Annotated in this window: 19 protein-coding genes; 9 read left to right on the top strand and 10 right to left on the bottom strand. The window is 65.6% G+C overall.

The window, feature by feature from the left end; translation table 11 throughout:
* Window positions 1–9: 9 nt before the first annotated feature.
* Together M2334_RS14220 and M2334_RS14215 are read right to left on the bottom strand one after the other, a co-directional pair.
* Window positions 10–912 carry a polyprenyl synthetase family protein gene (locus M2334_RS14220; protein ID WP_264605756.1) on the bottom strand — a complete coding sequence of 301 codons (903 nt, stop codon included), beginning with the start codon at window positions 910–912 and terminating at the stop codon, window positions 10–12.
* A gap of 7 nt (window positions 913–919) precedes the next feature.
* Window positions 920–1,165, bottom strand: coding sequence for an exodeoxyribonuclease VII small subunit (locus M2334_RS14215; protein WP_264576537.1), 246 nt, complete (start codon window positions 1,163–1,165; stop codon window positions 920–922).
* A gap of 124 nt (window positions 1,166–1,289) precedes the next feature.
* On the opposite strand from M2334_RS14215, the gene M2334_RS14210 reads away from it, so the two are divergent.
* Window positions 1,290–1,667, top strand: coding sequence for a hypothetical protein (locus M2334_RS14210; protein ID WP_181558733.1), 378 nt, complete (start codon window positions 1,290–1,292; stop codon window positions 1,665–1,667).
* A gap of 142 nt (window positions 1,668–1,809) precedes the next feature.
* The gene (gene purL / locus M2334_RS14205; protein ID WP_264605755.1) at window positions 1,810–4,047 is read left to right on the top strand and encodes a phosphoribosylformylglycinamidine synthase subunit PurL; all 2,238 of its coding nucleotides are present in this window, start codon (window positions 1,810–1,812) and stop codon (window positions 4,045–4,047) included.
* Between the two features lie 42 nt (window positions 4,048–4,089).
* Here the strand turns inward: purL and M2334_RS14200 are convergent, their stop codons facing one another.
* From M2334_RS14200 to M2334_RS14190, 3 genes are all read right to left on the bottom strand, one after another.
* Window positions 4,090–5,133, bottom strand: coding sequence for a CAP domain-containing protein (locus M2334_RS14200; RefSeq protein ID WP_264605754.1), 1,044 nt, complete (start codon window positions 5,131–5,133; stop codon window positions 4,090–4,092).
* 188 nt (window positions 5,134–5,321) lie between these two features.
* A complete protein-coding gene (locus M2334_RS14195) occupies window positions 5,322–5,855 on the bottom strand; it encodes a GNAT family N-acetyltransferase (protein ID WP_264605753.1) in 534 nt (177 codons plus the stop codon).
* Window positions 5,848–6,654, bottom strand: a complete 807-nt coding sequence (locus M2334_RS14190; protein ID WP_264605752.1) for a methyltransferase domain-containing protein — start codon at window positions 6,652–6,654, stop codon at window positions 5,848–5,850. The genes M2334_RS14195 and M2334_RS14190 overlap by 8 nt, the downstream gene beginning before the upstream one ends.
* Before the next feature lie 84 nt (window positions 6,655–6,738).
* On the opposite strand from M2334_RS14190, the gene M2334_RS14185 reads away from it, so the two are divergent.
* From M2334_RS14185 to M2334_RS14160, 6 genes are all read left to right on the top strand, one after another.
* Complete coding sequence (locus tag M2334_RS14185) at window positions 6,739–7,956, top strand: DUF418 domain-containing protein (protein WP_264605751.1); 1,218 nt, start codon at window positions 6,739–6,741, stop codon at window positions 7,954–7,956.
* A 97-nt stretch (window positions 7,957–8,053) separates the two neighbouring features.
* Entirely contained in the window at window positions 8,054–8,932 is an 879-nt protein-coding gene (locus M2334_RS14180) for a LysR substrate-binding domain-containing protein (protein ID WP_181558738.1), read from the top strand.
* A gap of 100 nt (window positions 8,933–9,032) precedes the next feature.
* Window positions 9,033–9,398, top strand: coding sequence for a response regulator (locus tag M2334_RS14175; protein WP_264605750.1), 366 nt, complete (start codon window positions 9,033–9,035; stop codon window positions 9,396–9,398).
* Window positions 9,399–9,525: 127 nt separating this feature from the next.
* Window positions 9,526–10,167, top strand: coding sequence for a class I SAM-dependent methyltransferase (locus M2334_RS14170; RefSeq protein WP_181558740.1), 642 nt, complete (start codon window positions 9,526–9,528; stop codon window positions 10,165–10,167).
* Window positions 10,168–10,256: 89 nt separating this feature from the next.
* The gene (locus M2334_RS14165) at window positions 10,257–11,462 is read left to right on the top strand and encodes an FAD-dependent monooxygenase (RefSeq protein ID WP_264605749.1); all 1,206 of its coding nucleotides are present in this window, start codon (window positions 10,257–10,259) and stop codon (window positions 11,460–11,462) included.
* 102 nt (window positions 11,463–11,564) lie between these two features.
* A complete protein-coding gene (locus M2334_RS14160; protein ID WP_264605748.1) occupies window positions 11,565–12,722 on the top strand; it encodes a sensor domain-containing diguanylate cyclase in 1,158 nt (385 codons plus the stop codon).
* Between the two features lie 6 nt (window positions 12,723–12,728).
* On the opposite strand, the gene M2334_RS14155 is transcribed toward M2334_RS14160, so the two are convergent.
* A complete protein-coding gene (locus M2334_RS14155; RefSeq protein WP_181558743.1) occupies window positions 12,729–13,400 on the bottom strand; it encodes a glutathione S-transferase family protein in 672 nt (223 codons plus the stop codon).
* Window positions 13,401–13,543: 143 nt separating this feature from the next.
* On the opposite strand from M2334_RS14155, the gene M2334_RS14150 reads away from it, so the two are divergent.
* The gene (locus M2334_RS14150; protein WP_264605747.1) at window positions 13,544–14,020 is read left to right on the top strand and encodes a hypothetical protein; all 477 of its coding nucleotides are present in this window, start codon (window positions 13,544–13,546) and stop codon (window positions 14,018–14,020) included.
* A 93-nt stretch (window positions 14,021–14,113) separates the two neighbouring features.
* Here M2334_RS14150 and gltB read toward each other — a convergent pair whose 3' ends face one another.
* From gltB to M2334_RS14130, 4 genes are all read right to left on the bottom strand, one after another.
* On the bottom strand, window positions 14,114–18,631 hold the full coding sequence (gene gltB, locus M2334_RS14145) for a glutamate synthase large subunit (RefSeq protein WP_264574478.1): 4,518 nt from the start codon (window positions 18,629–18,631) through the stop codon (window positions 14,114–14,116).
* 41 nt (window positions 18,632–18,672) lie between these two features.
* On the bottom strand, window positions 18,673–20,118 hold the full coding sequence (locus M2334_RS14140) for an NAD(P)-dependent oxidoreductase (RefSeq protein ID WP_264605746.1): 1,446 nt from the start codon (window positions 20,116–20,118) through the stop codon (window positions 18,673–18,675).
* A 161-nt stretch (window positions 20,119–20,279) separates the two neighbouring features.
* Window positions 20,280–21,083: an undecaprenyl-diphosphate phosphatase gene (locus M2334_RS14135; protein WP_264605745.1), complete on the bottom strand. Its 804-nt coding sequence runs from the start codon at window positions 21,081–21,083 to the stop codon at window positions 20,280–20,282.
* Window positions 21,084–21,170: 87 nt separating this feature from the next.
* Window positions 21,171–22,130 (bottom strand): complex I NDUFA9 subunit family protein, encoded by a 960-nt coding sequence (locus M2334_RS14130; RefSeq protein WP_264605744.1) that lies wholly within the window; start codon window positions 22,128–22,130, stop codon window positions 21,171–21,173.
* Between the last annotated feature and the right edge of the window lie 3 nt (window positions 22,131–22,133).

Raw genomic sequence — 22,133 nt, 5'->3', positions numbered from 1 at the left:
TGCGCGTCCTTAATAGCTGCGGCCGATCGCGAAATCGGCAATGTCGCGCAGCAGATCGGCTTCCTCGCCGAAATCGCGCAGATGGTCCTTGGCCTGCGCCACCAGTAGGGAGGCCTGCTGCCGGGCCTTCTCCACGCCCATCAGCGAGGCAAAGGTTGCCTTGCCGGCGGCGGCGTCCTTGCCCACGGCCTTGCCGGTCACGGCAGCGTCCCCTTCGATGTCGAGCAGATCGTCGGCGATCTGGAAGGCGAGGCCGACATCATGCGCATAGCCGCGCAGGCTCGTGCGTCGCTCCTCGGGGATCCGCGCGAAAATGGCGCCGGCTTCCAGGCAGAAGACAATCAGCGCGCCGGTCTTGAGCAATTGCAGTCGCGTGATCGCCGGCAGATCGAACTGCGTCGTTTCAGCGACGAGGTCCATCATCTGCCCGCCGGCCATGCCCGCCGGGCCGCTGGCCTGGGCCAGGCTGGCGATCAGTTCGCAGCGCACGGCGGCATCAGCGTGCGTGCGCTCGTCCGCAAGCACGGCGAAGGCGAGATCGTGCAGGCAGTCGCCGGCCAGGATTGCCGTTGCCTCATCGAAGGCGCGATGGGCCGTCGGCTTGCCGCGCCGCATATCGTCATTGTCCATCGCGGGCAGATCGTCGTGGATCAGGGAATAGACGTGGATGCACTCGACGGCGAGGCCGGCGCGTACCGCGCTTTCCCAGCCAATGTTGAAGAGGTCGCAGCTTGCCTTCACCAGCAGCGGGCGCAGGCGCTTGCCCCCGCCGATGGCGCTATAGCGCATCGCCTCGTAAAGCCGCGCGCGCTGGTCCTCCGGCACCGGCAGCAGCCGGTCGAACTGCACGTCGATCGCCTCGGCAATCTCCGTCAGGGCGGCTTCGAGCCGGGTTCCGGCGTCCTGGCGCATCAGCGGATCATTCACTGGGATAAGGGGCGGTCCGCGCGGCGGACCCATCGGCGCTCGCCGTGATCTGCTCGATCCGGGCCTGCGCGGCATCGAGCCGCTTCTGGCATTGCAGCCGCAGATCCTCGCCCTCGCGATAAAGGGTGATGGACTGGTCCAGCGGCACGTCGCCGCGCTCCAGTTGCTGGACAATCGCCTCCAGGCGCTTGAGCGCGTCCTCGAAGCTGAGGGTGCCGTTCTCGGTCTCGTCTGCCATGCCCATGCATTGACCCGGCTCCCCCACAGGGTCAAGCGTGCTCTCAGCGTTCCCCCGAAAAATGGCGTATTGTCACGCAAATCAAGTTGACCTCGCGGGAGCGAATCGCAATAGCCGCGGGGCTATGAAAACCCTCACATACCCCTCAATCGCGCTTTGCGCGGCCGCGCTCGCCTTGTCTGCGTGCAAGTCCGAGCCTGAAACCTTCAACACTGGCACGAACGACCCGATGGCTGCGGAACTGGCTAATGCCGGTAACGTCGCCCTGCCTCCCATGCTCCGTGCCAGCACCACCTATCGCTGCAAGGACAATAGCCTGATCTTCGTCGACTTCATGACAGACGATGTGACGGCGAACCTGCGCACCGAACGTGGCGGCCCGATCACCGGTCTCAAGGCACCGGAAGCCGGCCAGCCCTTCGTTTCCGCCGATGGCGCGACGAAGCTGGAAGGCGCCGGCGAGACGGTCACGTATAACGGCCAGGCCTGCAAGGCGGGCTGATCGGCTGATCTTGGTTCAACCGCACGGTCCGCCCTGGCGGGCCGATGCTCAAAGAATGGCCGACCCGAGAGGGTCGGCCTTTTTCGTTACAAGGGCCGATCGGGCGGTTGTGCCCGCCCGCTGGCGGCGATAAAGGCCGCTCATGTCGACCAGCACCACCCCAAGCGCCTCAGGCATCACCCCCGAAATCGTCGCCGAACACGGTTTCACCCCCGAGGAATATGAGCGCGTTGTCAACGCCATCGGCCGCGAGCCGAATATCACGGAGCTCGGCATCTTCTCGGTGATGTGGAGTGAGCACTGCTCGTACAAGTCCAGCCGCATCCACCTGAAGAAGTTGCCGACCGAGGCGCCCTGGGTGATCTGCGGTCCCGGCGAGAATGCCGGTGTCATCGACATTGGCGATGGGCAGGCGGCGATCTTCAAGATGGAGAGCCATAACCACCCGAGCTACATCGAGCCCTATCAGGGCGCGGCGACCGGCGTCGGTGGCATCCTGCGCGACGTGTTCACCATGGGCGCGCGTCCGATCGCGAACATGAATGCGCTGCGCTTCGGCCGGCCCGATCATCCGCGCATGAAGCACCTCATCTCCGGCGTCGTGCGGGGCATTGGCGGTTACGGCAATTGCGTGGGCGTGCCGACGGTCGGCGGCGAGACCAATTTCCATGCCGCTTATGATGGCAACATCCTCGTCAACGCGATGACGGTGGGCGTCGCGGAGACGGACAAGATCTTTTATTCCGCAGCCTCCGGTGTGGGCAATCCGATCGTCTATGTCGGCTCCAAGACCGGGCGCGACGGCATCCATGGCGCGACCATGGCCTCGGCCGATTTCGGCGAGGATTCAGAAGAGAAGCGCCCCACCGTTCAGGTCGGCGATCCGTTCACCGAAAAGCTGCTGATCGAGGCCTGCCTCGAACTCATGGCCTCTGACGCCATCGTCGCGATTCAGGACATGGGCGCGGCAGGCCTGACCAGTTCATCGGTGGAAATGGCCTCCAAGGGTGGCGTCGGCATCCGGCTGGACATGGACAAGGTGCCGCAGCGCGAAACCGGCATGACCGCCTATGAGATGATGCTCTCGGAGAGCCAGGAGCGGATGCTCATGGTGCTCAAGCCCGGTAAGGAGGCCTTTGCTGAGGCGATCTTCCACAAATGGGAGCTGGATTTCGCGGTCATCGGCGAAGTGACCGATACGGGCCGGATGGTGCTGGTCCACCATGGCGAGACCGTCTGCGACATCCCGCTCGGCCCGCTGGCCGACGATGCCCCGCTCTATGATCGCCCGCATGTGTCGACTCCGCCGCTCGTACCGCTCGCCAGCGCGCCGGATAGTAAGGACCCGGCAGCCGATCTGCTCGCGCTGATAGGCTCGCCTGATCTCGCATCGCGCCGCTGGATCTGGGAGCAATATGACCACATGGTCGGCGCCGACACCGCGCAGGCGCCCGGTGGTGACGCGGCCGTCGTGCGCGTGCATGGCACCAAGAAGGCGCTGGCGATGAGCACCGACTGCACGCCGCGCTATTGCTATGCCGATCCGGTGCAGGGCGGTCGCCAGGCGGTGGTCGAGACGTGGCGGAACATCACGGCGGTCGGCGGCCAGCCGCTCGCCATCACCAATTGCCTCAACTTCGCCAATCCGCAGCGCCCGGAGATCATGGGCCAGATCGTCGGCTGTCTCGAGGGCATGAGCGAGGCCTGCCGGGCGCTCGATTATCCCATCGTGTCGGGTAACGTCTCGCTCTACAATGAATCGAAGGCGACCGGCGGCGGCAGCGCGATCCTGCCCACGCCGGCGATTGGCGGGGTCGGCCTGCTCCCGGATGTCGAGCGGATGTGCACCATCGCGTTCAAGGATGTCGGCGACATCATCTTTCTGGTCGGAGAGCGCACCGGATCGCTCGGCCAGTCGCTCTGGCTGCGGCAGGTCCATGGGCTGGAAGGCCGCGATGCGGGGCCGCCGCCGCCGGTCGATCTCGCCACCGAGCGCCGGACCGGCGATTTCGTGCGCGAGGCCATTCGCTGCGGCGCCATCACGGCCTGTCACGACGTGTCGGATGGCGGCGTCGCCGTCGCGGTGACGGAGATGGCGCTTGCCGGCGGCATCGGCGCGATCCTCGATCAGCCGCTGGCCGGCACGACGGCGGAAACCTATTTCGCCGAGGATCAGGGCCTGTATGTCGTGACCGTGCGCGATGCGGCGCTGGTCGAGATGCTCAGCCATGCCGAGGCGCGCGGCGTCACGGTCGCGCGGCTGGGTCGCACCATTGCTAATCGCATCATCTTCGAGCTGCCGGAGAGCGACCATTCGGTCGCGCTGGCCGATCTGCGCACCGCGCACGAAGGCTTCTTCCCGGCCCTGATGGACGCCTGACCGGCGCCCGTCGGTGCCGGCTCAGGGCGCCATGCGGCCGGGTCAGGGCACCATGCGGAAAGTGTATTCGTAGCCGCTCTGCGGGGCGCCGGTGATGCCTACAATCTTGACGGTGTAGGTTGTGTTGGCCTGCAGGCCCGTCACGCGCCACTCGATGTTGTTCGGCACCCCATATCCGTCATTGTCATACTTCACGTTGGTGACCGGCAGGCTCGTGCCACCGCTGCTGACCGTGATGATGGCGCCACTAAAGCCGACGTTTCCGTTGGCGCCATAGGCCCCGGTCTTGTTGGCGAGCACGGTGAACGAGAGAATGTCGCTCGCGCCGAAGTAACGCTGCGGATAATTGCCCTGCGGATAGGCGATGAAATCGGGCAGGCTGCTCGGGGCTGGTGCCGCGACGCTGGTGCTGAAACCAAAGACCTTCATCGTCGCGCCATCTGCGCGTTCGCCCGAAGGCAGCTGATACACGGACCGCCCATAAGCAATCTGACCGAGGAACGGGTTCAGGATCCAGCGACGGTGGCCGATCGAGAGGCTATTGCGCTCCGTCATCCATCCCGCCAGCAGATCGTCTTCGGTCCGCCATGGCAATGACCCCCATCCGCCGATGAGATTGCCCGAGGCAGCGGCGTCGCGACCTGCGGTCGTGTAGCATGTCCATGTGGGTGGAGGATTGTGGTCGAGCGTCCTGTTCGCGGCCATCATGAGCGAGGAATCGTCGACGCCCTGATTGGCAGACGCCGCGTAAACGACGGCGGGAAGCCCATGCAGCGCGCGCACCGCGTTCACCTTGGCCAGCATGTCCATCCGCACGCTGGTCTTGAGCACGCCGGTGTTGCACGAGGCGACATTCGGTTGCGTATCGTAGAGCGCGGCCGCCGCCGCCGTCCAACTTGTCGGCGTTGGGGTGGGGGTCGGCGTCGGCGTCGGCGTAGGACTTGGCGTGGGTGTGGGCGCCGGGGTTGGCGCGGGCGTGGGGGTGGGGGTCGGCGCTACCGTGATCGGCGTGGATCCGCTACCGCCACTGTCACTGCCACCGCAGCCGGCCAGCGAGAGCGCCAGCAGGCTTGAGGCGAGCCCCATCCATATCTGCTGTCCACGCGGCAGGTCCGACCTGTTGAGGATTTCTGCAGCCCGCATCTTGTCCGTCCGTTCCCAGCTTTGCCACGGCTTTTGGCACCGTGTCGTTCTGGCGCAGGCTAGGCGCCGAACTATGGCAAAACTCTAAACGGTGCTGCGGTTCGTCGGGCGGCAGAAACGCTGCATCGCTTTCAGTCGCGGCGCAGAATATATTCCTCGTCGCGGTGGTCACCGACATGAAACAGATAATCGCCGACCTTGTGGAAGCCGGCGGCCGCGTAGACTGCCTGCGCCCGGTCATTGCCGGACCAGACGCCCAGCCAGCTTGGCCCCGGATAGCGCTCTGCAAGCCAATCCAGCGCGCTTTTCAGCAAGGCGCCTCCCAACCCGTACCCTTGATGGCCGCGGCGGACGTAGAGTTGATAGAGTTCGCCGGAGTGCGCGGTGACCTCGGGGTGCGGCAGCTTGCTCGGCCCGGCGTGGGCATAGGCAACCAGCTCTCCAGACGCGGTGGCGCACACCCAGCTGGCGTGGGTCGGGTCTGCCAGTTCGCGGGCGACGGCCTGCGTGCCATAGGCTTCAATTTCGAACCGGGCGAGGTCATCGGGCGGATAAGGGACCGCGAAGTCCTCCAGAAAGGTCTCGCGAAAGCAGGTAAGCTTCAGCCTCGCCAGGGCTTCGGCATCCTCGGCTACTGCCCTGCGCAGGGTCGGTCGATCAGTCATGCCACAGCCTGCCATAGATGATGTGGTAGTTTGAAGTCCCGCCATCGGCATCGAACCGCGCCATCACGCGGCGGAGCAGAGCGGGCGCGAGGCGGCGATAGCCGGGCTGCGGCACCCGCGCGCCGATGGCGTGGAAATGCCGGGCCAGCGCCAGCCCGCCGGGCACGGGCAGCGGGACCAGCTCCTCGACAAGATCGCACCGGCCCAAAGCCTGCGCCATCGGGGCCACCTCATCGCGGCTCGGATAGTCGCGCAAGCCGCAAGCCAGCCCTTCGCGCGCATGGGTCATGCGCCAGTCGCTGAAACTCTCGGCGCCCATTGTGGCGAAGCAGAGGCTCCCGCCCGGCGCCAAAAGGCCGTGCAGGCGGGCGAGGGCTGCCGGCAAATCCTCGAACCACTGGAAGGCGAGGCTGGAGAGAATGAGGTCGAAGCGCTCGGTGCCCAGATCCGGGCGTTCTCCATCCATCAGCAGCAGCCGCGCCGGGCTGCCGGCCTCACGCATCGCCGCGATCATGCCGGGCGCGATGTCGGTGGCGGTGAGCGCCGCATTGGGCCAGCGCTGCGCAATCAGCCGCGTCAGCAGGCCGGTGCCGCAGCCGATCTCCAGCACGGTTGCCGGATCGCGGGCGCCGGCATCGGTGCCGCCCGTCGCAAAGTCGAGCAGGCGCATGGCGACATGGCGGTGCACGCCTGCATCGCCCTCATAGCGGGGCGCCGCCGCGCCGAATGCGGCGCCGATGCGTGTCTTGCAGTCGCTGACCATCGCCGCGCGAATGCACCAGCTTGGGGTGGACGTCACGCCAAAAGGCGATAGAGCAACGACCAATCGAACAAGGCGCCGGCCCGCTCATGCGCCCGGCCCGCAACCGGGACAGCACAGCGCATGGCCGATGAGGGCTTTCGGATCGAGGGACTGGATTTTCTGAGGGGGTGCGCCGTGATGGGCATCCTGCTCGGCAATATCGTAACCTTCGGGCTGCCCTCTGCGGCGGGGTTCAACCCGTTCACGGTGGGGACGCAAGGGCCGGCGGATCTGGCGACCTGGTTAGCGACCTTCCTGCTGATCGATGGCAAGATGCGCGCGATTTTCGCGATGCTGCTGGGTGCGTCCATCCTGCTGGTGATCGAGTCGGCGGAGATGAACGGACGGGACGGGCTGCAGGCGCATCGCCGGCGGATGCTGTGGCTGCTGCCCATCGGCGTTGCGCATTATCTGCTGCTCTGGTCGGGCGATATCCTCGTCCAACTGGCGCTGTGCGGCCTGATCGCCACCCTGTTCATCCGGTTCGAGACGCTTGGCCTGATCAAGCTCGCGCTGGCGCTGCTGCTGTTCCAGTGGGTGATCAATCTGGTGGCGGTGTGGCCCGCCTTCTCGCTCCGCGCGGCAGCGCTGGCACCGGGAGCCGCACCAACCATCGTCGAGCATTGGCAGGCCTATGCGGACTCGGCCGGTATGGGCGCGAGCCGGGCGGTTGCCAATGAGATCGCGCTCTATACTGGTGGCTATGCCGGCATTTTTGCCGAGCGGATCGGCGCCGCGCCGCAGGCGGCGCTGAATCAGATCCTCTATTCCTGGCCCGAATGTCTGGCCTTCATCGCGCTTGGCATGGCGATGCTCAAGGGCGGCTTCATGGCGGGCCAGTGGCCGGTCCCCCAATATCGCGCGACATGGCACCGAGCGATGCTGGTCGGGCTGGTGCCGATGGCGGGCCTTGGCATCTGGGTGCTGCTGTCGGGCGATCCGCTCGCGGCGCAGGCAGCCTTGTTCGGCTGGTCGGTGCCGCTGCGTCTGCCCCTGGCCGTCGCTCTGGCCGCGCTGGCGATGGGGTTGGCGGCGCAATATCCGCAGGCGCCGCTGGTTCGGGCCATTGCAACGATTGGCCGGCTGGCGCTCTCCAATTATCTGCTCACCAGCCTGCTGATGACCGGCCTGTTCTACGGCTATGGCGGAGGGCTGTTCGGGGCGCTGACACGGACGCAGCTTTTGCTGGTCGTGCTGGCGATGTGGACCGTAATGCTCGCCTGGTCGGTCCTTTGGCGGCGATCGATGGGGCAGGGGCCTGTCGAACGGCTCTGGCGGCTGGCGGCGCGTCGCGGATAGCGTTGAGATAACAAAGGCTCAAAACGCGCTGGCGTCGGCTGAACGCTTGCGGCATAGTTGTGCAATGCAGCATAAACTTGGGTCCCGTTAAACATCGATGCGCAGGCTTCCCCCTCTCACCGCCCTTGAGGCTTTTGTGCAGGTCGCGCGCACCGGCTCGGTAAAGGCCGCGGCCGAGGAACTGGCTCTGTCAGCCCCCGCGCTCAGCCGCCGCATTCAGGCGCTCGAGCGATTTCTCGGCTACAACCTCTTCGAGCGCAAACACCAGCAGCTCGAACTCAATCAGAACGGCCATGCCCTGATCAAGGAAATCGCGCCTGCACTCGATGCGCTGGGCGCGGCCATCGAGAGCGCCACCGGTGGTGCGCGGACGATGCGGGTTCGGCTGGGCATGTTGCCGCTTTTCGCCAGCCAACGCCTGTTCCCGCGGCTGGGCGAGCTACACAAGCAGCATCCGGATCTCCATCTGGACGTGGATACCAGCCCCAATGCCATCGCGCGCCTGGGCGAAGGGCTGGACGCCGCCATCGTGCTGGCGCGAGATGTCGATCCTTCCCTGTACGGCCGCGAGCTGGATCGTGACCTTGTCTATCTCATCGGATCAAAAACCTTGCTGGAAGGCCCCCGGCCGGTCACGCGCCCTGAGGACATCGCCCGCCAGACCCTGCTGGTGCACCGCGACATGTCCGCGACGTTCGACGTGTGGAAGGAAGCGGTCGGCCTGCCCAATCTAACGCCGGCGTCCATCGACTATTATGATTCGGGTGCGCTGATGCTGGAGGCGGCGGCGCAGGGACTCGGCATCGCCGCGATGCATGGGCGCCATTTCAAGGAAGCGCACGACCCCCGGATCGTGCGGCTGTTCGATTATCATGTCGAAAGCCCCTATCGCTATTTCTTCGTCTGCCGCCCGAAAGCCATGGAAAAGCGCGCGGTGCGCATGTTCCACGACTGGGTGATCAACGCCGAGATCTGACCGGGCCGGGCCGTCACCGGTCTGCGCTGTCGACGATTTGTAAACGCTGCCACCCTTATGGCGTGCCTTCGCTCGAACGGGCAGAAGGTCGCACACGCACATGCCGAAGGTTCTGACAGTCGATGACAGTCGCAGCATGCGGGCGTTGCTGCGCATGACGCTGACCGGTGGCGGCTATGAGGTGATCGAGGCCGAGGATGGCCAGGCCGCGCTCGACTGGCTGGAGGCCAATGAGGCCGATCTGGTCATCACGGACATCAACATGCCCCGACTTGATGGCTTTGGCTTCATCGAGACGTTGCGGGCGCAGGGCCGGCGCCATGTCGACCGGCCGGTGCTGGTGCTGACCACTGAATATAGCGAGGAAAAGCGCGCCCGCGCCCGGGAAGTCGGCGCGACGGGCTGGCTGGTCAAGCCGTTCGATCCGGAGCGCCTCCTCGCGGCCGTGCGGCATGTGACGCACTGACCAGCCGGTCCCTGTGCTTTTCAGGACGAGCGGCGCACAAAGCCGATCGATCACCCCCATCTTGCCTCTTCCCAGCGCCCCCACGGCGCACTAGTGAGACGGTTCCGTGACAAGCGAGCGAGGGGCGATGGCGAGCAAGAGTTCCGCACTGACCGATCGTCGGTCAAGCGCCGGGGATTATCTGAAATTCCTTCACGCCTGGCTGCGCAAACCGCGCCAGACGGCCTCCATCGTGCCGAGCAGCCCGCATCTTGGCCGGCTGATGGCCTCGCAGATCGACCCGCAAGGCGGCCTCGTCATGGAGTTCGGCGGCGGCACGGGCGCGCTCACCCGGCAGATTTTGGCGACCGGCCTGCCGCGCACGCATCTGGAAGTGGTCGAGATCAATCCCGGTTTTGCGCGCAACCTGCGGCGCGATTTTGCGGGCGTTTCGATCATCGAGGCGCCGGCTCAGGCTGTGCTCGGCCAATGCACGGGCGGCGAGGGTGCCTATCAGTGCGTGATCAGCGGCCTGCCGCTGCTGGCGATGAGCAAGACCCTGCAGAGCGCGATCGTCAGCGAGGCCTTCCGGCTGCTGCGGCCCGGCGGCGCGTTCATACAGTTCACTTATTCGCCGCGCCCGCCGCTGGCCGAGTCGGTCGCCGATGCGCTCGATCTTGGCGTGGAGCGGATCGGCACCATCGTGCGCAACGTGCCGCCGGCCACGGTGTTCCGTTATCGCCGCGCCGCAGACATTGCGGCCATGGACAGCGCGCAACTCGCCTTCTGATGTGAGCGGGGGCCAACCTGGTCTGGGATGAGCGGGCTTTTCTCCAATGGGCAGTCGCCTTCGCCCTCCGGCCTCGCTAGAATGGACCGATGCAACGCTATGATGTCATCATTCTGGGCGGCGGTCTTGTCGGGCTGACGCTGGCCGTCGCACTCGAACGCCATGGCGTGCGCAGCGCCATTGTGGATCCGGCGGCGCCCGCGCGCGTACCGGCGCAAAGTTTCGATGGACGTACCTCCGCGATTTCCTCGGCAAGCTGGCGCCAGTTCGAGGCCATCGGCATCGCGCCGCGCCTCGCCGGCAAGACCTGCCCCATCGACCGGATCTGGGTGAGCGAAGGGCTGAGCGGCGGCGCGCTCGATTTCGCGCCCGATCCCGATGATGGCGCCATGGGCTTCATGGTCGAGAATCGCGAGCTGCGGGCCGCGATCGAGGCCACGGCGGACGCGGCCAACATCGTGCGCTTCCAGCCTGACCGGGCGGTGGAGACGGTGCGGGATGCGCATGGCGTGCGCGTGCGGCTGGAAAGCGGCGCCGAGATCGGTGCCAGCCTGCTCGTCGGCGCGGAAGGCCGGGGCAGCCCGACACGTGCGGCTGCCGGCATCACAGTGGCGAAATGGGATTATCCCCACACCGCGCTGGTCACGGCCATTGAACATGACGATCCGCACGGCAACACCGCCTATGAAATCTTCTACCCGGGCGGGCCGTTCGCGCTGCTGCCGATGCTGCCGGGCAATCGCTCGGCCATCGTCTGGACGGTGCCGACAAAGCACGCGGCGGCCTATCTCAAGCTCGGCGAGCACGCCTGGCTGGCGGAGGCGGAAAAGCGGATGGGGAATTTCCTCGGCCGCATCAGCCTTGCCGCACCCATGCAGAGCTACCCGCTCGGCTATCACCGCGCTGCCCGCATTATCGATGAGCGGCTGGCGCTGGTGGGTGACGCTGCCCACGGCATCCATCCGATCGCCGGCCAGGGGGTCAACCTTGGCTATCGTGACGTCGCGGCGCTCACGCAGGTCGTGGTGGAGGGCATGCGCACGGGCATGGAGCCGGGCGATGCGCAACTGCTCGCCCGCTACCAGCGCTGGCGGGCGCTGGATGCGTTGAGCGTGACGATCATGATGGACGGCCTCGTCCGCCTGTTCGATGTGCCCGGCCGACCGGTCTCGGCGATCCGTCGGCTGGGCTTGTCCGCCGTGCAGAAGCTCGGGCCGCTCAAGGATCGGTTCATGGCGGAAGCGCGGGGCGAAAGCGGCAGCCGGCCCAAATTGCTGCTGGGCGATCTGGTCTGACCGCCTGACAGCTTTTTGCATTTCAGTCGCAATTCAGCCCGTCACCTTCAAAGCTTTGTTTACCACAGCCGGCTAGAAGGGCCGCGTTGGAGGAGATCAGGCATGTCTGCCGCGCAAGTGCCGTCTGAGAGTTTTGGTGGGAAGCTGGCCCGGTTGGGCCGCATTCTGGGCATCACGGAAGGTGCGTCCGAAAGCGCGCACGTCGTCGAGGGGGCTCGGCGCGAGGAAGGCAATGCGCATCTTCGCCGCGAGAGCGAGCGGCGCAAGATGATCTACGAAGAAGTCGGCAGCTTTCTCTTCGCCCATGATCTCGATCTGACGCCGCTCAACTTCGGGCTGGCGCTGGATTATATCACCGGCAACGACATCGCCGTGGAAAAGGCGGTCCGCGCGATCCTGATGGAGCGGGGGAAGCTTACCAATGGCGCGGTCGAGCAGATCATCGTCGACCAGCGGGCCGAGGAACTGACCCCTGATACGCTGGCCGACATGCTCAAGAAGGTCGAGGCCAATCTTGATCAGATCACCGGCATTGTCGATCAATCCAGCACGTCCGCCAAGGATTTCGGCGTCGCCTTGCAGAAGCAGGCGGCCTCGCTGGAGCAGTCGGATGCGGGGGAAGCGCTGGGCAATCTCATTCTGCTCACCCGCAGCATGATCGAGAAGACGCGCGAAGTCGAAAGCAAGATGCGTGAGGGGCAGACGCAGACGCGGCTGCTGCAGAAGAACCTGGAGAGCGCCCGCAAGGCGGCCGAGCAGGATCACCTGACTGGCCTGCCGAACCGCCGCGCATTCGAAAACACGCTGCGTGAGGAAGCCGTCAAAGCGCGCGAAGACGGCGAATCCCTGTGCGTCGCCTTCTGCGATATCGATCATTTCAAGGTCATCAACGATACGCATGGCCATGATGCCGGCGACCGGGTGCTGAAGTTCGTTGCCGGCCTGCTCGCGAAGATCTCCGGCGATAAATGTCATGTCGCGCGTCACGGCGGCGAGGAATTCGTCATGCTCTTCCGGGGGCTGACCGTCGCGGAGGCCGCCAAGGTGGTCGATGACGCGCGCATCGACATGGCGCAGCGCAATCTCGTTGACCGCAAGACCGGCGAACGCATGGACCGCGTAACCTTCTCAGGCGGCGTGGCGGATGTCTTCGGCTACACCGAACCGCGCGATGCGCTCAAGGCTGCGGATCGCGCCCTGTATCTGGCCAAGGAACATGGCCGCAACCGCGTCTATATCGCGGCTGAAACCGAGCACTGAGCGCGGTCAGAAATCCGGCTGATCGTAATATTTAGGCGGCGTCACGATCTCCATCCGCTCGGCGAGCAGCGGGCGGAAGGAGGGGCGTGACTTGATGCCGGCATACCAGCGCTTGGTCTGGCCATGGCCTTCCCAGTCGATGCCGCCGAGATAATCCGCGACGGAGATATGCGCGGCGGCGGCGATGTCTGCCAGACTCATCGTTCCGCCGGCCAGCCAGCTGCGATGGTCGAGCAGATAATCGAGATAATCCATATGCGTGTTGGCCCGCCGCATCGCCTCGCGCAGCGCCCCGGCATCGGGTGAGGTGCGGGAGACGACCCGCTTGATCATCCGCTCGTTGAGCAGCGGCGCCACGACATCGCGATAGACGATCTGGTCCAGCCAGGCGACCAGGCGGCGCACTTCCGCGCGATCCAGCGCCGAGCCCGCGATCAGCGGGAACTTGTCCACCGTCTCTTCGAAATATTCGCAGATCGCCTGACTGTCCGCCAGTGTCGCATGGCCGTCATCGGCCACGATCACCGGTGTGGTGCCGGCGGGGTTCAGATCGAGGAATTCATCCCGACCTTCCCAGGGCGATTCGCGCACCGTTTCGTACACGATGCCCTTTTCCGCCATGAGAAAGCGGACCTTGCGCGAGAAGGGACAGAGCGGAAACTGATAGAGATGCCACATGCGCGGCTCTTAAATCGCCAGCGAGGCCGATCATAGCTGAAACTTGCGCTGCTGGAACCAATGGCGGCGAGGGGACTTGTTCCAGTGACAGCATCCCCGACAGCGGAGTGCCCGAGAAGGCGAGATCTGATAGGGACAGGACCATGAACACCAGCGTACGCACATGGGGGTTTATCGGCGCCGTCTTGTTGGCGGGCGGAACCGGCGGCGTGGTGCTCGGCAATTTCGTCACGGCAAATGGGGCAGGCCGCCCTACCGGTGCAGACGAACTGGCTGCGTATTGGAGCGAGGCCGGCGCCGAGGAAACGTCCTCGTCCTTCGAGGATCGCGCCTATTCAAGCGCAGCGATGCGTGACGGCCCGTCCAGCTACCATTGTGAAGGATGCGATGCGGGCCTGAACCGCCACCGGGATTATCTGGAACCGATGCCGGCGGACTATGCGCCGCTGCCGCCTTATGAGGCGGTCGACTTGCAGCAGCCGACGCGACCAGCCCCGGCGGCCCGCGTTTCTGTCTCGCCGCCCTCAGCGCCCTTGCGCGTGCAGGAGCCGGTTCCGGCGAAGGTCGCCGCGCGTCTGGCCGCCGCGCCTGTCATCGCCGCGCCGCTTCTGCAGGAATGATCAGAACCCACCGCTGAGGCGCGTTGCCGCGCTTCTCACTCGCCATCATCCGCCAAGAAAAAACCCCCGGCGTCACCACCGGGGGTCTCGTCTTCATTCCGCCGCGACGACCTCTTGCTTGTCCGACAGCGGCTGCTTGAGGCGGCTGAGCATTTCCTTCGGGCAGACTTGCCAGAAGTGATCGCGGTTGCGCTCCCAGCTGTGCAGGATGGACTTGGCCCAGTCGCTGTCCGTGCGCGCGACATGCTCCTCGACCAGATCCTTCAGCACGCCTTCCCAATGGGCGCTGTCCAGCCGCTGCCAGACGATGCTCTCGGCATTGGCATGGGCCGGGAAGGTGCGGCTCTCATCATAGATGAAGGCCATGCCGCCGGTCATGCCCGCGCCGAAATTGGCGCCGACCTTGCCGAGGATCACGGCAGTGCCGCCGGTCATATATTCGCAGCCATTGGCGCCGCAGCCTTCGACGACGACCTGCGCGCCGGAGTTGCGGACCGCGAAACGCTCGCCGGCCTGACCGGCTGCGAACAGCTTCCCGGCGGTGGAGCCATAGAGCACCGTGTTGCCGATGATCGTGTTCTCCTGGCTCGCCAGCGGGCTGGAGACCATCGGCCGCACGGCGATGATGCCGCCCGAGAGGCCCTTGCCGACATAGTCATTGGCATCGCCGAATACTTCCAGCGTGATGCCCTTGCACAGGAAGGCGCCCAGCGACTGGCCGGCCGTGCCGCGCAGACGGACATGGACGTGCCCATCCTGCAGGGTGGACATGCCGAACTTCTTGGTGATCAGCGCCGAGAAGCGCGTGCCCACGGCGCGGTGCGTGTTGCGCACCGTGTAGGTGAGCTGCATCTTCTCGCCACGCTCGAACACCGCCTGCGCGTCCGCGATCATCTGCGCATCGAGGCTGTCCGGCACTTCGTTGCGCCAGGTCGGCAGGTTGAAGCGGCGCTTGTCGTCGTCCGCGTCCACCTTCGCGAGGATCGGGTTGAGGTCCAGATCGTCCAGATGCTCGGCGCCACGGCTGACCTGCTTGAGCAGTTCTGTACGGCCGATGACCTCATCCAGGCTGCGATAGCCCAGACGCGCCAGGATCTCGCGCACTTCCTCGGCGATGAAGGTCATCAGGTTAATGACCTTCTCCGGCGTGCCGGTGAACTTGGCGCGCAGGCGCTCGTCCTGCACGCACACGCCCACCGGGCAGGTGTTCGAGTGGCACTGGCGGACCATGATGCAGCCCATGGCGACGAGGCTTAGCGTCCCGATGCCGAATTCCTCGGCGCCCAGGATCGCGGCGATCACGATGTCGCGGCCGGTCTTGAGGCCGCCATCCGTGCGCAGCTTCACCTTGTGGCGCAGGCCGTTGAGCGTGAGCACCTGATTGGTCTCGGCCAGGCCCATTTCCCACGGCAGACCGGCAAACTTGATGCTGGTCTGCGGCGAGGCACCGGTGCCCCCGACATTGCCGGACACGAGGATGACGTCGGCATGCGCCTTGGCGACACCCGCCGCGACCGTGCCGATGCCCGCCTGGCTCACCAGCTTCACGCAGACCCGCGCGCGCGGGTTGATCTGCTTGAGGTCGTAGATGAGCTGGGCCAGGTCCTCGATCGAGTAGATGTCGTGATGCGGCGGCGGCGAGATCAGCGTCACGCCGGGCGTCGAGTGGCGCAGCTTGGCGATGAACTCGGTCACCTTGAAGCCGGGCAACTGGCCGCCTTCGCCGGGCTTGGCGCCCTGCGCGACCTTGATCTCGATCTCTTCGCAGGCGCCCAGATATTCGGCGTGAACGCCAAAACGGCCCGAGGCGATCTGCTTGATGCTCGAATTGGCGTTGTCGCCATTCTCATAGGGCTGGAAGCGCGAGCGATCCTCGCCGCCCTCGCCGGAAACGGCCTTGGCGCCGATCCGGTTCATGGCGATGGCCAGCGTCTCATGCGCCTCGGGTGAGAGCGCGCCCAACGACATGCCGGGGGTGACGAAGCGCTTGCGGATTTCGGTGATCGCCTCGACCTCGTCGATCGGCACCGCCTGATCGGGATAGTTGAACTCCAGCAGATCGCGCAGATAGACCGGCGGCAGCTCCGAGACGCCCCGCGAGAACTGCAGGTAGGTCGAGTAGCTGTCCGTGTTCACGGAGGTTTGCAACAGGTGCATGAGCTGCGCCGAATAGGCATGGGCATCGCCGCCCGCGCGGTGACGGTAGAAACCGCCGATCGGCAGCGTCGCGACGGCCTTGCTGAAGGCCGCCTCATGTCGGACGAGCGCGTTATACTGCAGCGAGGCATAGCCCTCGCCGGAGATCTTCGAGGGCATGTTCGGGAACAGATCGTTCACGATGGCGCGCGAAAGACCCACCGCCTCGAAGTTGTAACCGCCGCGATAGCTGGAGATCACCGCGATGCCCATCTTGCTCATGATCTTGAGCAGGCCCTCGTTGATCGCCGTGCGGAAGTTCTCGAGGCACGCCTCCAGGCTGCGGTCGCCCAGCAGGCCGCGCGCATGGCGGTCAGCGATGCAGGCTTCTGCGAGATAGGCGTTCACCGCCGTGGCGCCCACGCCGATGAGGACCGCGAAATAATGCGTGTCCAGACATTCGGCGGTGCGCACGTTGATCGACGCATAGGAGCGCAGGCCCTTGCGGACGAGATGGGTGTGAACCGCCGCCGCCGCGAGGATCATGGCGATGCCGACGCGATCCGGCCCGATGGCTTCATCGGAGAGGAACAGTTCGGTCTGGCCGGCGCGTACGGCGATTTCCGCCTCGTCGCGAATGCGGTTGATGGCGGCGCGCAGGGCATCCGGCGGACCATCGGCGGGGAAGGTGCAGTCGATTTCCGCCACCGTCTTGCCGAAATAGCGCTTCAGCCGCGACCAGTCGTCGCACAGCAGCACCGGCGATTCCAGGATCATCACCTCGCTGTTCTGGCGGTCTTCCTCCAGAATGTTGGCGAGGTTCGAATAGCGCGTCTTCAGGCTCATCACATGCCGCTCACGCAGCGAGTCGATGGGCGGGTTGGTGACCTGGCTGAAGTTCTGGCGGAAGAAGTGGCTGATCGTGCGCGGCTTCTCGGTGATCACCGCGAGCGGGGCATCATCGCCCATCGAGCCGACCGCTTCCTTGCCATCCTCGGCCATGGGGCTGAGGATCAGCTCCATGTCCTCCATGGTGAGGTTGGCGGCGACCTGACGGCGTGCCAGCTCGGCGCGGTCCCACTGCGGGCGCGCGTCACTGGCTGCGGCGGGGAGGTCGTCCGCCGTGCGGAAGCCCTTCACATAATCCGCATAGGGACGCTCGCCGGCAATCCGGTCCTTGATGGCGCGGTCGTCATAGACCTGGCCGGCATCGAGATCGACGGCGATCATCTGGCCGGGGCCGAGGCGACCCTTCTTGACCACGGTGGTCTCCGGCACCACGACCATGCCCGTCTCCGAGCCGACGATCAGCAGATTGTCGGAGGTGAGTGTGTAGCGCAGCGGACGCAATGCGTTGCGGTCCATGCCGGCCACGGCCCAGCGGCCATCGGTCATGGCGAGCGCGGCCGGGCCATCCCACGGCTCCATCACGGAGGCGAGATAGTTGTACATGTTCTGGTGGGCCTGCGGCACATCGTCATTGTGCTGCCACGCCTCGGGCACGAGCATGATCTTCGCGGTCGGCGCATCGCGGCCGGCGCGGCACAGCGTCTCGAACACGGCGTCGAGCGCGGCGGTGTCGGATGCACCCGCCGGGATCACCGGCTTGATGTCGCCGGACTGCTCGCCAAAGGCGAGCGCCGCCATCTTGATCTCGTGGCTCTTCATCCAGTTCTTGTTGCCGCGGATCGTGTTGATCTCGCCATTATGGGCCAGCGAGCGGAAGGGCTGGGCAAGCCACCACTGCGGGAAGGTGTTGGTGGAGTAACGCTGGTGGAAGATCGCCACGCGGCTCTCGAAGCGCTCGTCGGTCAGGTCCGGATAGAAGACCGAGAGCGATTCCGCGAGGAACAGGCCCTTGTAGATGATCGACTGGCAGGAGAGTGAGCAGACGTAGAAATCGTTGATCTGCGCCTCGATCACCTTCTTCTCGATGCGGCGACGCACGAGATAGAGATCGCGCTCGAACTCGGCGACGTCCTGCTCCTCGGGCATCGGGCCGGAGATGAGGATCTGCTCGATCTCGGGGCGGGTGCGCTGGGCCTTCTCACCGATGACGGAGACATCGACCGGCACCTGCCGCCAGCCGTAGATGCGGTAGCCCGCCTGGATGATCTCGGCCTCGACCAGCGTGCGGCAGGTCTCCTGCGCGCCCAGGTCCGTGCGCGGCAGGAAGATCATGCCAACGGCAAGGCGGTTGGGCAGCGGCTTGTGGCCGGAGGCGGAAATGGCATCGTCGAAGAAGCGCACCGGCAGATCGACGTGGATGCCGGCACCGTCGCCGGTCTTGCCATCGGCATCGACAGCACCGCGGTGCCACACGGCCTTGAGCGCATCGATGGCGCTCTCGACCACACGGCGCGAGGCCTTGCCATCGGTCGCCGCGACGAGGCCGACGCCACAGGCGTCCCCCTCAAATTCAGGGCGATACATGCCCTCACGGGCGATCCGGTCGCGTTCGGTTTCAGGAACCATGGTGGTTGTTCTTTCAACTGCGGAGTTGCGATTGATCTCGGTCATGCGGCGACCGCCTGCTTCTTGGGCGTCCGTGCACGCATATAGCTGTGCATATGGTCGGCCACGTCGCGGCCATCGCGGATTGCCCAGACGACGAGGCTGGCGCCGCGCACGATGTCGCCGGCGGCGAACACGCCATCGACGCTGGTCATCATGTTGCGATGGTCGACGCGCAGCGTGCCCCAGCGGGTGACGGCGAGGCCCGGCTCGCCGAATAGCACCGGCAGATCCTCGGGGTCATAGCCCAGCGCCTTGATGACGAGATCGGCGGGAATGCTGGTCTCGCTGCCCGGCTCCGGCTCCGGCGCGCGGCGGCCGGAAGCGTCGGGCTGGCCGAGGCGCATGCGCGTCATCTTCACGCCGGTGACCTTCTCCGTGCCCTCGAAGGCGACGGGGGCGGAGAGCCAGACGAACTCGACGCCTTCCTCCTCGGCATTCTGCACCTCGCGCTGCGAGCCCGGCATGTTCTCCCGGTCGCGGCGGTAGAGACAGCGCACTGACTTGGCGCCCTGGCGGATCGAGGTGCGCACGCAGTCCATGGCGGTATCGCCGCCGCCGATCACCACGACATCCTTGCCGGTAGCGAGCAGCGAGCCGTCCTCATGCGCGGGGACATGATCGCCAAAGCCGGCCTTGTTAGAGGCGGTGAGGAAATCGAGCGCCTTGACCACGCCGGTGGTCCCGACGCCGGGCGCCTTGATGTCGCGCGCCTTGTAGACGCCGGTTGCGATCAGGATCGCGTCATGCCGCTCGCGCAGCTCGGCTAGCGAGGCGTCCTTGCCGACCTCGAAGCCCATGTGGAACTGGATGCCGGCATCCTCCAGCCGCTTGACGCGGCGCATGACGACCTCTTTCTCCAGCTTGAAGCCGGGGATGCCATAGGTCAGCAGGCCGCCGGCGCGATCGTGACGATCGTAGACATGCACCTCATGCCCCGCCGCGCGCAGATATTCCGCCGTGGTGAGGCCACCGGGGCCAGCGCCGATGATCCCGACCGAGAAGCCGGTCGCCTTGCCGACCTGCACCGGCTCGACCCAGCCTTCTTCCCAGGCGGTATCGGTGATGAACTTCTCGACCGAGCCGATGGTGACGGCGCCATGGCCGGAAAACTCGATGACGCAGTTGCCCTCGCACAGCCGGTCCTGCGGGCAGATGCGGCCGCAGATCTCGGGCATGGTGGAGGTCATGTTGGAGAGCTCATAGGCCTCGCGCAGCCGACCTTCCGCGGTCAGGCGCAGCCAGTCCGGGATGTGGTTGTGCAGCGGGCAGTGGACCGAGCAATAGGGCACGCCGCACTGCGAGCAGCGCGCGGCCTGATCCTCGGCCTTGGGCGTTTCGAACCCGTCCGAAATCTCATGGAAGTCATGCGCGCGTTCGTTCGCGGACCGCTTCTCCGGATAGGATTGCGGGCGAATGACGAATTTGAGCATCGGATTCTCGGCCATGGGCGGGGTCCTTCCTTTCGGCGCCGCACATAGGGACGACAATCGCGGAAGTCACGCGTTTCTCAACATTAAGGTCAGTGTTGCTGACCTATAATGTGGCGCACGGCCATTTTTTAGGGTTTGGACAGGTTATCTAAACCCCTTATAGGTCCGATCCGGTCCTACCGCATCAAAAGGGCGATCAGCGCAATCGACCCGGCTATGATTCGGTACCAGGCAAAAGGCTTGAAACCGTAGCGGGTCACGACGGCGACAAAGCCCTTCACGACGAACAGCGCAGTGAGGAATGCCATGCCGAAACCGATGGCGATCATCCCCAGATCGTCGGCGTTGAGCAGCGCGCGATCTTTCCACAGCGCATAGACGGTCGCTGCAAGCATCGTGGGGACGGCGAGGAAGAAGCTGTATTCCGCTGCCGTCTTGCGGTCGACGCCCATGGTTAGCGCCCCCAAAATGGTCGCGCCGGACCGGCTTACGCCCGGTATCATCGCGATGCACTGCACCAGTCCGATGCCGAGCGCGGTGGTAAACGGCATGGTTTCTACCGACTTGACCCGCACGGTCTTCACCATCCGCTCCAGCACCAGCATCAGAATGCCGCCGATGATGAGGGCGACCGCCACGATCATCGGGGTCTGGATGGCGGCGCGCACCGCTTCATAAGCGAGAACGCCGATGACCAGCGCCGGCGCAAAGCCGAGGAACACGTTGCGGGTGAAGGCGATATCGTCCGGTCGGCCCTTGAGCAGGCCCGTGCCCACGCCCCAGAAGCGCTGCCAGTAGACAGCCATCACAGCGAGAATGGCACCGAACTGGATGGCGATCTTGAACGTCACCGACGATTCGCCGGTAAAGCCCAGCAACTCGCTCGCCAGAATGAGGTGGCCTGTCGAGGAGACGGGCAGAAACTCGGTCAGCCCTTCCAATATGCCCAGCAGAATGGCGGTGAAGACGTTGCTATCCATGCGGGCGCAATCCTTGAATCGAGGCGGGTGTCTGGCGCGGGCGGGCAGGGGCGCGCCACGAGCGCCAGTGCCCCCAACGGATGGTCGTCAGGCCCGTGCCGTGACGCCGAACCGCCCCTGCTTGCGATATTGCTCAAGCCATGCCGGCGCAATCGCCGCCATCGGGGCTGGGGTGATGCCGAACTGCTCGAAGCCCGCCGCGCCCGGCGCAACGACATTGTCGCTCAGCAGCATCTCGAACTGGTCGCGCGTGATCGGCGCGCCCGGTGCCCAGCCGGTCAGCATGGCCAGTGCCTTGGCCACACCGTCTGGGATGGGCAGGAAGCTGCACGGGCGACCGATCTCGGCCGCGATCCAGTTGTTGATCTGGCGCAGGGAGAGCGTGTCCGGGCCGCCCAGCTCATAGGTCTGACCGGCATGATCCTCGGGCTGCGTCACGGCCTGCGCGATGGCGCGGGCGACATCGACCACGTGCACCGGCTGAAAGCGCGTCTCGCCACGGATCACCGGGACGATCTGGCCAGGCAGGGTCGATCCCGAGGCGATCAGGCGGGCAAAGCGGTTGGTGAACTGGTCGTCCTGACCGAACACGATCGAGGGCCGCACGATGGTCGCGCGCGGGAAGGCGCTGCGGACCGCCGCTTCGCCCTCGGCCTTGGTCCGCCCATAGGCAGACGCACTGGCAGCGTCCGCGCCAATGGCGGAGACGTGAACCAGCGCCTCAAGGCGCGCGGCCGCCGCAGCCTCGGATATGGTCTGTGCGCCCACCACATGCGCGGCGTGCATATCGCCGGTCAGCAGGCCGACGAAGTTGACCGCCGCCGATGCGCCCGTGAGGGCTGCAGTGACCTGATCGGCGCGGGTGATGTCCACGGCCGCGAACTGGATCTGGCCCATGCCGCCCAGCGTGCGCACCGCAAAGGCCTGACGCGGATCGCGCTGGGCGATGCGCAGGCGATAGCCCTTCGCCAGCAGCTCCTGCGCCACGTGGCGGCCGACGAAACCACCACCCCCAAACAACACAATCGGCTTGTCCGTCGCTATCATGAC

The sequence above is a fragment of the Sphingobium sp. B11D3D genome, assembly GCF_025961755.1.
Taxonomy (GTDB): Bacteria; Pseudomonadota; Alphaproteobacteria; order Sphingomonadales; family Sphingomonadaceae; genus Sphingobium.
The sequence above is the reverse complement of the archived record's forward strand: the minus strand, read 5'-3'. Positions and strand labels throughout refer to the sequence as shown.